The organism is Seohaeicola sp. 4SK31, assembly GCF_028802875.1.
Lineage (GTDB): Bacteria > Pseudomonadota > Alphaproteobacteria > Rhodobacterales > Rhodobacteraceae > Seohaeicola.
Window position 1 is genome coordinate 1 of the sequence record NZ_JARAMP010000049.1, and the last position, 10813, is coordinate 10813.

The window sequence follows — 10813 nt, forward strand, 5'->3', positions numbered from 1 at the left end:
TGTTCGGTAGACTGAAAGACTGGCGACGGGTCGCAACACGGTATGATCGCTGCCCGAAGGTCTTTCTCTCCGCCATCACGCTTGCGGCGATCGTTATCTATTGGCTATGAGTCCTGACCCTAGGGACTCACTGGGGTTACTCTTATTTCGCAATGTGTGAGGCAGTTCACCAAGCCGCTTTACCAACCCAATGCATCGCAGTGGATACTTGGGTGGGGGACGTCCATGCAGGGCAATACAGTGAAGAGGTCTTCCAAGCTGTTCGAGATGAAAACAAGAAATACTCTTCGTTTAGCACATTATTGCGAAAAACCTTCGACGCTGCCAGAGAAGATATTGAGGACGGCTCGATAGACCTTCTACATGTAGATGGAAGGCACTTTTATGATGATGTGAAAGAAGATTATGAAGGTTGGATACCGAAGTTAGGGTCAGGATTCATAACCAATAGATGACGAGAGCCGCGAGGGCGATGGCTGAGAGGAAGACCTTGGGGCATCGGTCATAGCGGGTCGCGACGCGCCTCCAGTCCTTGAGCCTGCCGAACATGATCTCGATGCGGTTACGCCGCTTGTATCTCCGCTTATCGTATTTGATCGGCGTCTTGCGTTTCTTCCGGCCTGGGATGCAGGCACGTATCCCCTTGTCCTGCAACGCTTCTCTGAACCAGTCAGCGTCATAGCCACGATCCCCGAGTAGCCATTTGACGTTTGGCAGGCCACTCAGCAGGGCCCGAGCGCCGATATAATCGCTGACCTGTCCAGCGGTGACGAACAGGTCGATCGGTCGCCCCTGACTGTCGCAGATGGCGTGCAGCTTGGTGTTCATACCGCCTTTGGTTCGACCGATCAGGCGACCACGCCCCCCTTTTTGGCGGCCATGCTGGTCGCCGTTCGATGGGCCTTGAGGTATGTTGCGTCGATCATCACGGTCGTTTTCTCGCCGTGTTCCGCCGCCAGCCCGGCCATCATCCGCGCGAAGATGCCCTTTTCGCTCCAACGCTTCCACCGGCTGTAGAGCGTCTTATGTGGGCCATACGCGGCGGGCGCATCGCGCCAACGCAAGCCATTGCGATTGATGAAAATAATCCCGCTCAGCACCCGTCTGTCATCAACCCGGGGCTTCCCGTGCGACCTGGGAAAGAAGGGAGCCAGGCGCGCCATCTGCGCGTCGGTCAGCCAGAAGAGATCGCTCATGTCACCGCTCCGTTTTCGGAGGCGTGAATCACGTAGCGCAACAGAAATCAATGCATCCTGACCCTAGCGCTCAAAGCGGGACCGGCATCATTGCCGGGATCACAGGCTTCATTTACGGTCACTAAAGTACACGGTTTTAATCGGATAGATGGCTTATGTATGACGACCTGCTGGTTCCATCAGTTTTGCCCAGAATTTCCACCAAGGGCGTTGTTTGGTTTTTATGGGTTCCCTAGGAGCGCCAGGGACGCCGGGTATGGTCTTTCCTGCCGCAACAAGATCATCGGCCTCCTGCAAGGAAATTACTCGCGCACCAACAGTCTCCATCGCCTCGTAGATCGCCGGATACTTCCCAAAATCATAGGCACGAACATAGATGGCGTAATTCCGTTTTGTCCGGTGTTGCACGGCCTTGTCAAATTCAGTCTCGAACGAGTTCCAGCTATGTCGGTCGCCGTGAAAGCCGGGAACACCCAGACGATTTTGCAGCTCCCAAAAAATAGCTTCCTTTTCGTGCCAACTCTGATGAACTTCATTTGGATGCGTCATCTACAATTTCTCCTCGAGAAGTGACTTCCTGCCATTTGGTTCACCACACATATTAACATCCACTGAGTGCAGATAAGATCCGAAAAACGATTAATTTTCTGCACGCTCTGTCGATTTCTGTGGAAAAGCCGCACCACATAGCTGACGAATTCATTGCTAGCTGATCGAACCACAATAAAATCATCCATCTCTGTCGCGATCGCGCCCCTGCCCGCGCTCGGGCGCACGATCACGCCCACGTCCAAGAATGGACACGCGCCGCCCTTGATCACGGCCCTCGCCGTCGCGGGCGGCAATGCCCCGTTCTACCGCCGCTGCATCCCGCTCCTGTCCGATATCGCGCGTACGCCCAAGGATGGCGTTCAGACGCTCCCGGTCTGGATCGTCGGGCGCAACCCTCTCCCGCCCGATGTCCGGCGCTTGCACCTCAGGTCGATCAACGTCGCGCCCCAACACTGCCGCCCGGCGCGCATCCATGTAGCCCCGCTCAGCACCAGCCTGCGGCCTCTCAACCTCGCCCATAACCCTCTCCTTGATCCGTGACATCGCGGCCTCGGCGCGGCCCCAGAGCTGATCCAGCCGCTCGCGCGCGGTGGCGATGAAGGCGCGCCCCCGCTCCATCAGCTCAAGCCGCAATTCCAACTGCCGCCAGCCCAGCTCCTGGCGCTGTGCATTGCGCGCCTGCGCCGCGCGGATATCCGCGCCAACACGAGCTGGCCCTGGCGCTCCGTGAAATCGGCCGCGTCGAGCGCACCCTCTTCATCATCGAGTGGCTCCTCGACGCAGACATGCAGCGCCGGGCCCAAATCGGCCTGAACAAGGGTGAGGCCCATCACGCTCTGAAAAACGCCCTGCGCATCGGGCGACAGGGTGAGATCCGGGATCGCACTGCCGAAGGGCAGCACTACCGCATGGCCGGCCTCAACCTGCTCGCCGCCATCATCATCTACTGGAACACCAAGTACCTCGGTCAGGCCGTGGCCGCGCGGCAGCGGGCCGGGCTGAATTGCGGCCCCGATCTGCTGGCACATATCTCCCCGCTCGGATGGGCGCACATCCTGCTCACCGGCGAATACAGGTGGCGGCGGCAAGCAGGGGGTAAGGTTGTGAAGTAATCATGCCTATATCTTGCCGCCTTCACAGCCACCAAACGGGCGCACAGCGCTCATCGCCACCACGAAGGCGACCACAGAGCTCAAATTGAAGGGAAGTAGGGGGCGTCAGGGCCTTGTGATACGATCCTGCCCCCTACCGGAATCTACCCCTAATTTGTCTTTATAACTCAATTCCCATTTCCGCCACATACCCACAAACCCACATCTTTTCATTTATGGGTCACGGTGGGTCTTGCCGGATGGGTAGCCAATGATGGTGCCTATGGCCGGATCAACAATTTTCTCAATGTCTTCTTGCAGGCCTTGCGTCCGGATCATTGCAAAAATACGAATTTCTGCGTCCGGACAGACAGCCCGAAGGAGTTCCGCGCAAGCAAAGCTTGTCCGTCCCATGGTCAGAACATCATCCACAATGGTGATCTTGTTCGGCACGAAGAACGGTCTCTCCGCCTCGATGCTTTCCAGGTGAATAGGGACAAGTGGTCTTTCCGCCGCCGGTGAATTTGACGAACGCGGTATAGCCCTCGTTCTTTTCAGATAGGTTTGTACATCTTGGCCGAACCCGTGCTCGTGCAACACGTCGCAGATCACCTTGGCAGGCCAAAGCGCCCCATCGGGGAGTGGCGCCGAGCGCGGTACCGGCACCAAGGTGACATCAGGCCCGAGAAAAGGCCGCAAAGCGTCTGCCTTCGAGGCTTGCAGGTGCGGAACGGCCGAGGCGATGACATTGACCCGGCCAGCCTTGATCGCGCCACAGGCTTTTCGGGAGGTTACAGATAGCTCCGAGCTACCGCGTGGGGAATAGTTGGCGAAGGTGCCATACTCATAGCTCGAAGGCACGAACGCCCCCAGCAGTGTAGTTCGGAATATCGAGCAAGATATCGGGCAGGTCTTCACGGCGTAGGATTTGTGCTCCGTACTCGATGAGCTGCTTCGGCCAAGTTAGGTTCGGATTGGTTGCGACGTTCTCAAGCAGGTAGAGATCGCGGCCAAGCCGGATAGCTTCCCATCCCTGGTGGCGGGTCCCGCTCTTCTCGCTTGCTTCGATCACGATGGTAGCATCGCAGATGAGCGCCATCGTCCGGTTGCGGCGCGGGAAATTCTCGCTCTTGCCTGGATAACCTTCGGGAAACTGGGAAATCGCTAGGTGATCACGCTTGATCTCTTCAAGTAGACTGGCATTCGTGGCCGGGTACGCCTTGGATAAGGGCGTGCCGAGCACCGCTATAGTGCGCCCGCCCTCTTCTATCGCAGTTCTATGCGCCACTGTGTCGATGCCTTCGGCTAGGCCGCTGACGACAATGATACCCTGCTGCACCAAGGCACGAGTAACAGCCTGTGCTCGTTTGATGCCGTCCGGGGTGGCTTTTCTTGAGCCGACAATCGCCACGCGCGAGCCTTCGGTCAAAAGCGCGGTATCACCCGCCGTGTACAACACGTCTGGTGCGTTCTTTTCTTCGACCGGGCCGAATGGCCCAAGGGCGTCTCTCGTTCTCAGCTCTGCATGCATTCTCATCATGCGGTGACGTTTCTTGCGCCGCCGCCCTCCCCTTTGTTTTTAAGCCACAAATCCCGTCTGCACAATATTTTCCACAAACCCACATTTGTGCTTTTGTTCATTTGCGGGTTATGCCCGCATCCTCTTCCAATTCTTGCGTGCGCTGTTCAATGAAGGCTTGGAGTTCACCTACCATTTTCCGATCCGTCGCACTGCACGCCGTTTTGAATCGCGTGTGCAGGCTCGCCGGAAGATCCAGGCTCAGGCGCTTGGTCGGCTCATCCGGCATGGTCTTCGCGACCGGCTTGTCTGCCCGTGTCGTGTCATGCCCTGCCCCGCCACGTTCAAACGCGAGGATTTGGTCATCCGTTGGCTGCTGCTTCGGCTTCGGAGCCGCCGAAAATGTCTTCTTCGACATACCGCTCAATCTCTTTCGTTAGTTGGTTGATCTCGCGGGCCGCATTGCTATCGCCAGCCCACTCGAAAATCGTTTGCCCCATGGTCATACCTTCAGCGAAGGCCACCCGTTGCTCGATCTCACTTGCTAGGATTGGCAAACCCGCCTCGGCAGCCATGTTGCGAATATCTCGCCCTATGACAGTTTTCCCTATTTTGCGGGAAACCACAAACCCACATTTGAGGGAAGGCTTGAATTCCTGCGCTTCTTTGACTTGACGCACTGTCAGGTCAGATGCCCACGTCGAGAGACCGGACGGTTCGATAGGCAACGCCACAAAGTCCGATGCAACGATACAAGATCGGGCAATCTCCTCCGCGTGCGGCGGGCCGTCGATGATGGTGTGAGTATAGTCTTGGGCAAGCTTTAGCGCGTCCCGCGCCATGTTGGCCCGTGCCATGCTGACAACCTGGAAGGGCGCATCTTCGCGCAGGCTTGCCCATGTTGTGGCCGAGCCTTGCTTGTCAGCGTCGATCAGAAGCACCCGGTGGCCTTGGCGTGCCAGACAGCCCGCCACGTTCACCGATAGGGTGGTTTTACCGACGCCGCCTTTTTGGTTCAGGAAAGATATTATCATGAGTCCACCTCACCACATTCGTGGGAAAGCGTAAAGCCACAAACCCACATTTGTGCGTTTTAATTCTGGTATGCGCCTCGCTTATTGCAGAAGGCCAGAAAGTGCTTATCGGCATCCTTCACGTCGATAGCCTTGTCATGCACCCATGACCGCCACTCGTTTTCCAGCACGTAGACGTCCCACCCGGGCGCAAGACGCCGCGCCTCATCATGTGTGTCTGGTTTTCTGAACCGCAACGCCAGGAAGGAGGGGGCGACCACCGCCTCAGCCCCTTTGGGGCGAAAGACAACATTATCGCTTTCGATGCTCATGGTGTAGTCGGGGAGATGGTCGTGCACCGCGTCATCCTCGATGATCTTCGAAATCAATCGCCTGAATTCTTTCGTGGTTGAGCCTGACCCGCACTTGTCGCGCAAGAGTTCGAGCCCACACTTCCACTTGGGTTGTGCGCCGCAATGCTTGCGGGCCAGTTCATAGAGCCGCCGTTCAAGCGGTTTTCGGAGGAAAAAATACTGCTTGTTCAATGTCAGAACATGATTGTTCTCGATGGCATCAAACACCCAATCCGACAGTGTGATCTCGACATCCTGCATCCGACCGTCACGTGTCTCCCGAACGATTTCCGCGGACTCGATCAGGCCGAAGACCTTAAAATATTCCTTGCCACCTTGGCGGATATTCGTCTCGATCTGCGTGCCTTGCAGACGCCGCAGCGCATCCTTCAAGAGCTGGTAGCCTTGGCCCGAGGTCTGACGGTTCGTCGCCACCAGCAAATCATGAGCCTTGAACCGCATCGACCGGTTGACTTTGCGGCCTTCATTGAGTGCCGCCATGCACTGACTGATACAGTAGATCAGCACGTCACGGTCATGGACTGTGGCCAGCCCGTAGCGTGACGGTGAAACCTCAATCGAATTATCACCATTCTGGTAGCGTCGCGGCTTCATGTCCGGCTTGGTCGAGAGGGTAAACACTGGATGTTCCATCGAGGCCATGTCGCCCTTCGGCACCGCGTCCACAATGTCGCAAACGAAAAGGTCTTTTTGCGGATGCCGGTCCGGCAGGAGCGGGGAGCGTGCGTTCGTCATTTCACACACCCTCTGCTGAGCTCGCGATTCGTCATTTCACACACCATGGCTCACTATCGTCATTTCACACACCGATCGTCAAGAGTCGTCATTTCACACACCAACAGCCTGTGGATAACTTTTCTACGCTATCGTCATTTCACACACCAAACTTCGTCATTTCACACACCAAACTTCGTCATTTCACACACCTACCTTCTGTAAAACATTATTTTTTTCAAAGCGTTATTGGCCATTTTCCAAGGTGTAACTCTATTATAACTCTATTTAACTCCCTCAGAACGCGAAGCCTTTAACAAAATTCCAACGCTCAACTTTCAATTCAGCGGGTTCTGATCGAATCTTCCACGGTAGGTCTTGCTCTTGAAATACAGGTTCTGCTTCGCCTTGAGCGGGTTGCGGTTCCCCACCAACAGCAGCAGATCATCCGCCTTCATGCCCGTGATCTGTTCTGCGGTCATGAGCTTCTGTCGCTGCTCCGAGTAGGAAAAATCCCGGCCCTCGTTCGGGGCCTTACCCTCTCGAATTTGCTGAGAATAGACAGTGCTTTCCCCGAGGTGCCGCGCGGCCCATTCAGCGGTTTCGATATCGTTGAGGTTGAAGACGCGCTTGGTGATACAAGAGCCAAAGATCGAACGGGCATCGTTTGGCCCATAGGCCTTTTCGACCTGACCCGTATCCTGGGTAACAAACAGCGCTTCGACACCGGCCCCTGCGGCGACGTTGGCGATGTTCATGATCTGCTCCATGCGGCCCATACGCACGAATTCATCGAGAACCAGCAGGATCGGAGCCGTGACTTTGCGCCGCCCGTCCTGGCGCACGACCGTGCCCAGAACGAGGTTGATGAACAGGCGCATGAAGATCGCTTGCTTGTCCACCTGATCGAGGGGCACAGCGATGAAGAGATCAACCCGATCATCAAGAAGATCATCCATGCGGAAGCTGGACCCGGCCAGGAAGTGCCGCATGTTGTCGGACTGCATCCACTCAAAAGCTTTCGAGACCGCCGTCTGAATCGACCCGCGTTCGCGGTCACCCGCGCGCAGGATCGTGGCGGCGGTCTGGGCGGGACGGTGGCCGATGATGTCCTTGTTATCTGACCAGGCTTCAAGTGTGCCGTCCAGGTTTGCGGACAGGAGGAGATCAGCGACGGCGATCAGATTGCGCCGGTTGGGTTCTTCCTGGGTCACGATCACTTCGATCGCCGCCGCGACCAGCTGGCGGGCCATTTCCGAGAAATGCGCCCCATCGCCTTGTTCCGGTTTGACCAGACCGTCTGCAACCAGGGCCACGTCGCGCGCCAGCTCATGGGGGCGGATGTAGTCGAGCGGGTTGAACTGATCCTTGCCGTCCTCGACGAGGCCGAAGGGGTTGAGGACGGCCACCTTGCGCCCGAGCTCTTCCCGGTGCCGCCGAGTGACCGCGAAATTCTCGCCCTTGATATCCAGGACGACGACTGGCCCCTGATGGTCGAGGATCGCCGGGATCACGGCGCTGACGCCCTTGCCGCCGCGTGTGCCGGAGACAACGAGGTGATGCCCGCCGCGCCATCCCTTCGCATCGTTCTTGACGTAGCGCAGAAGCCTGCCCTTGTGCAGGGCGAGGGGCAGGCCTGTCTTGTTGCGCTTCAGCTGAGCCACGTCACGCGGGTCCATCCATCCCGCTTGCCATGGACCGGTGCGGGATTTGCGGTTGCGGCCAATGCGCGGATTGAAGATCGCCACCAGCGGGGTGCTGACAGCGACAGCCACGCCGAAGGCCCCGAGCGCGAAGGAGATCGCCATGGCCTGTTTCTGCGGATCAGAATACCGCGCCAGCCCCTTGAATCCTTCCCAAATGGCACGGGGGAGGGGCCAGCCAGCGTCCGTCCATGCCTGGACAGTCGCCAGTATGTCGCTGAGCGGCCCTCTGAGGGGCGTCAGGGCTGTGAGGGTGGCTGCGCACAGGCAGACCCATGCGAGGAGCTTCAGCGGTGTCCTGTGACGCTCTGCGGCGGTTCCGAGGGTGTCAAGGATGGTGGCCATGGCGATGATCGGGAAGGCATAGGTGGTCACCGGGTAGATCGCGACCGCTTGCGGAGCGAGGATCAGGGCAGCGGCGGCCAGGATCACAGCACCGATCATGATCACCCAGTGGCGGGCTTCCAGAACAAAACTCATGATCGGTCCTCGTCGCTATCGGGAAACAGAATCTGCCAGAGCCTCCGGTCGCGGTCCCGCTCGGTGAGGCGGTCTGGCAGGTCGCGCCGCACGATGCTCTGAAGAGCAGGTTCAGCGCTCAAACGGTCGAAGACCAAAGTGCCTAGGAGCCATTTGAGGCGGTCTTCGTCTTTCTTCTCAGACAGACGCCGCCGGGCATCGAGCGCTGCGATTTGAGCGTCGAGCTGGGCCTTTTTGGCGGTCAGCTCTTCGATCCGGGCGTCGGGATGGCGGCTGTGGGACATGGGGCAACCTCGGGGATAATCAGTGCGAATGTAGTGACGGATTGATAGGTTGAAAAGTTCTAAGTGCGCGCTTATACATTGTCTTCGACAACGTGCGCGTCCTCATGGGGGTAAACCCCCGCGCCGGACGGCTTCCCCCCAAGGCGGCGATGCCGCCTAAACAAGGGTTTCACCCTCGCGCTCCCGACCAGCGCAACCAGGCGCTGGACCCTGTTTTGAAGAGAGGCGCTCGATCCGTGGCGATCTATCATCTCAGTGCGAAAGTAATCAGCCGGGCCGGGGGCCGGTCATCGGTCGCAGCCGCCGCCTACCGGACGGCTGGGCGGCTGCGGGATGACCGGCAGGGGTTGGAGCACGATTATTCCCGCAAGGGCGGCGTCGTTCATTCCGAGATCATGGCCCCAGAGAATGCGCCCGACTGGATGCGCGATCGCGACCAGCTTTGGAACGCAGTCGAAGCAGTCGAGAAGCGGCGCGATGCCCAACTTGCTCGTGAGATCGAAGTGGCGCTGCCGCGTGAGCTTGATCGGGGCGAGAGGTTGGAGTTGTTGCGCGGGTTTGTTCAGCGCGAATTTGTCGATCGCGGCATGATCGCGGATGTGGCCATTCACGAGGGCAAGGCCCGTGATGGTCACGGTCAGCCTCATGCGCATGTCATGCTGACCATGCGCGAGCTGACCGGCGAGGGGTTCGGGAAGAAGGATCGCAGCTGGAATGCGCCGGACCTGCTGATGGGCTGGCGCGAAGCCTGGGCGCGGGATGCGAACACAGCCCTTGAGCGGGCGGGGCGGTCGGAGCGGATTGACCACCGGTCCCTTGATGTTCAGCGGTCTGAGGCCGAACAACAGGTCGAGCGGGCGCGCGAGGGCGGGCAGGAAGAGATTGCGCTTGAGCACGAGAAGAAGGTGGTCGAGCTCAGCCGCGAGCCCGAGCCGAAAATTGGACCATCGGCTAATGCTCAGGAGAAGCGCGGGATTGTCACTGAACGCGGTGAGGCTTTCCGCGCGGCGCAGGCGCGCAATGCGCAGCGCCAGGAGCTGGGCTGGCGGCAGTTGGAATTGCGGCTTGAGCTGATGGAGCGGGGCCGCGCCTTCATTGCCACGGCACGTGAGCGGCTGGATCAGCTTTGGGGCCGCGCCGAGGCGGCGATGCAACGGATCAAGGAGAGGGTTATGGGCGAGGTTGAGAGGCCGCAGGCTGGTGCCGAGCGGGGTGGCGATATGGACGCGCGCCGAGCGGCAGTGTTGGGGCGCGACGTTTATCGACCTGAGGTGCAAGCGCCGGATGTCGGGCGGGAGCGCGCCCCATCCGACGATCATATTCGGGAGCGTCTGAACGCCATCCTTGGGCGTGGGCGTGATATCGGGCAGGAACGTGATGCCGCCGCCGTCGAGCGGGACATCGTCGCCCGTGATGGCGAGGGCCGTGACCAAGGGCGGCGGGATGACATTCTCGGGCGTGGCCGTGATACTGCGCCCGAGCGCGGGCAGGGCCGCGATCGCGACAGAGAACGTTAAGCACAGAGAGGAAACAGTTTATGGTCGATTTGCACACTCAGTATGTCCGGGCGCGCGAGATGGATGACGGTGAAGTTGCCAGTATTGCCGAGAAAATCGCCAAGCATGGGCCCGCCTCTTATTCGAAGGAGCAATTCATCGCGCTTTTTGGGGAAGCTGGTTTATGTCTTGCAAACGCAGGTCATGAAAGGCTGCGCCAGGCCCTGAGGTGCCATGAACTGGATGCAGGACATCCTGAAGGTCTTAAGCGGCTCTGTTGCACAAATCCTGTGAGGGATTCATCTCGTGAATCCAGCGTGGTAGCTGGGATGCATGAGCAGACACATACCCCCGACCTACAAGACCAGGAACTGGCCAGCCTACAATGAAG

13 protein-coding genes and 2 pseudogenes are annotated in these 10813 nt (G+C 58.6%); 5 read left to right on the plus strand and 10 right to left on the minus strand.

Annotated features, from left to right (window positions below):
• Both PVW27_RS20695 and PVW27_RS21630 read left to right on the plus strand, forming a co-directional pair.
• Positions 1–110 (plus strand): annotated as a pseudogene (locus tag PVW27_RS20695) (IS5/IS1182 family transposase); the annotation flags it as partial.
• A 3-nt stretch (positions 111–113) separates the two neighbouring features.
• On the plus strand, positions 114–455 hold the full coding sequence (locus PVW27_RS21630) for a class I SAM-dependent methyltransferase (protein ID WP_443217145.1): 342 nt from the start codon (positions 114–116) through the stop codon (positions 453–455).
• On the opposite strand, the gene PVW27_RS20700 is transcribed toward PVW27_RS21630, so the two are convergent.
• The 3 genes from PVW27_RS20700 to PVW27_RS20710 form a co-directional block, all read right to left on the minus strand.
• A protein-coding gene (locus PVW27_RS20700) for an IS5-like element ISPso2 family transposase (protein WP_101754952.1) occupies positions 439–1196 on the minus strand; the annotation gives its coding sequence in 2 pieces (ribosomal slippage) (positions 439–872 and positions 872–1196; 759 coding nt in all). The genes PVW27_RS21630 and PVW27_RS20700 overlap by 17 nt on opposite strands.
• A 153-nt stretch (positions 1197–1349) precedes the next feature.
• Positions 1350–1745, minus strand: a complete 396-nt coding sequence (locus tag PVW27_RS20705; RefSeq protein ID WP_274560987.1) for a hypothetical protein — start codon at positions 1743–1745, stop codon at positions 1350–1352.
• Positions 1746–1925: 180 nt separating this feature from the next.
• A complete protein-coding gene (locus tag PVW27_RS20710) occupies positions 1926–2387 on the minus strand; it encodes a hypothetical protein (RefSeq protein ID WP_274560989.1) in 462 nt (153 codons plus the stop codon).
• Positions 2388–2437: 50 nt separating this feature from the next.
• Here PVW27_RS20710 and PVW27_RS20715 point away from each other — a divergent pair.
• Positions 2438–2860 (plus strand): annotated as a pseudogene (locus PVW27_RS20715) (Tn3 family transposase); the annotation flags it as partial.
• A 213-nt stretch (positions 2861–3073) separates the two neighbouring features.
• Here PVW27_RS20715 and PVW27_RS20720 read toward each other — a convergent pair.
• The 7 genes from PVW27_RS20720 to PVW27_RS20750 all read right to left on the minus strand — a co-directional run bounded on the left by PVW27_RS20720 (position 3074) and on the right by PVW27_RS20750 (position 8926).
• A complete protein-coding gene (locus PVW27_RS20720) occupies positions 3074–3700 on the minus strand; it encodes a phosphoribosyltransferase (protein WP_274560991.1) in 627 nt (208 codons plus the stop codon).
• Entirely contained in the window at positions 3684–4379 is a 696-nt protein-coding gene (locus tag PVW27_RS20725; protein ID WP_274560993.1) for a DNA-processing protein DprA, read from the minus strand. The genes PVW27_RS20720 and PVW27_RS20725 overlap by 17 nt, the downstream gene beginning before the upstream one ends.
• A 97-nt stretch (positions 4380–4476) precedes the next feature.
• Positions 4477–4776 carry a hypothetical protein gene (locus tag PVW27_RS20730; protein ID WP_132953151.1) on the minus strand — a complete coding sequence of 100 codons (300 nt, stop codon included), beginning with the start codon at positions 4774–4776 and terminating at the stop codon, positions 4477–4479.
• Positions 4721–5392 carry a ParA family partition ATPase gene (gene parA / locus PVW27_RS20735; protein WP_037931658.1) on the minus strand — a complete coding sequence of 224 codons (672 nt, stop codon included), beginning with the start codon at positions 5390–5392 and terminating at the stop codon, positions 4721–4723. Before parA ends, PVW27_RS20730 begins: the two co-directional genes overlap by 56 nt.
• 59 nt (positions 5393–5451) lie before the next feature.
• The gene (locus PVW27_RS20740) at positions 5452–6480 is read right to left on the minus strand and encodes a replication initiator protein A (protein ID WP_238368332.1); all 1029 of its coding nucleotides are present in this window, start codon (positions 6478–6480) and stop codon (positions 5452–5454) included.
• Between the two features lie 317 nt (positions 6481–6797).
• Positions 6798–8642 (minus strand): type IV secretory system conjugative DNA transfer family protein, encoded by a 1845-nt coding sequence (locus PVW27_RS20745; RefSeq protein WP_274561003.1) that lies wholly within the window; start codon positions 8640–8642, stop codon positions 6798–6800.
• The gene (locus tag PVW27_RS20750) at positions 8639–8926 is read right to left on the minus strand and encodes a hypothetical protein (protein WP_274561004.1); all 288 of its coding nucleotides are present in this window, start codon (positions 8924–8926) and stop codon (positions 8639–8641) included. Before PVW27_RS20750 ends, PVW27_RS20745 begins: the two co-directional genes overlap by 4 nt.
• A 236-nt stretch (positions 8927–9162) precedes the next feature.
• Here PVW27_RS20750 and mobQ point away from each other — a divergent pair, with 236 nt between their 5' ends.
• The gene (mobQ, locus tag PVW27_RS20755; RefSeq protein ID WP_274561005.1) at positions 9163–10443 is read left to right on the plus strand and encodes a MobQ family relaxase; all 1281 of its coding nucleotides are present in this window, start codon (positions 9163–9165) and stop codon (positions 10441–10443) included.
• Between the two features lie 20 nt (positions 10444–10463).
• Positions 10464–10811, plus strand: a complete 348-nt coding sequence (locus tag PVW27_RS20760) for a hypothetical protein (protein ID WP_274561007.1) — start codon at positions 10464–10466, stop codon at positions 10809–10811.
• The last annotated feature ends 2 nt before the right edge of the window (positions 10812–10813 follow it).

Excerpts from the sequence above, each read along its gene's own strand:
- PVW27_RS20705 (WP_274560987.1), bottom strand. The coding sequence starts at position 1,745 with ATGACGCATCCAAATGAAGTTCATCAGAGTTGGCACGAAAAGGAAGCT.
- PVW27_RS20725 (WP_274560993.1), bottom strand. The coding sequence starts at position 4,379 with ATGATGAGAATGCATGCAGAGCTGAGAACGAGAGACGCCCTTGGGCCA.
- PVW27_RS20730 (WP_132953151.1), bottom strand. The coding sequence starts at position 4,776 with ATGTCGAAGAAGACATTTTCGGCGGCTCCGAAGCCGAAGCAGCAGCCA.
- parA (WP_037931658.1), bottom strand. The coding sequence starts at position 5,392 with ATGATAATATCTTTCCTGAACCAAAAAGGCGGCGTCGGTAAAACCACC.
- PVW27_RS20740 (WP_238368332.1), bottom strand. The coding sequence starts at position 6,480 with ATGACGAACGCACGCTCCCCGCTCCTGCCGGACCGGCATCCGCAAAAA.
- PVW27_RS20745 (WP_274561003.1), bottom strand. The coding sequence starts at position 8,642 with ATGAGTTTTGTTCTGGAAGCCCGCCACTGGGTGATCATGATCGGTGCT.
- PVW27_RS20750 (WP_274561004.1), bottom strand. The coding sequence starts at position 8,926 with ATGTCCCACAGCCGCCATCCCGACGCCCGGATCGAAGAGCTGACCGCC.
- PVW27_RS20760 (WP_274561007.1), top strand. The coding sequence starts at position 10,464 with ATGGTCGATTTGCACACTCAGTATGTCCGGGCGCGCGAGATGGATGAC.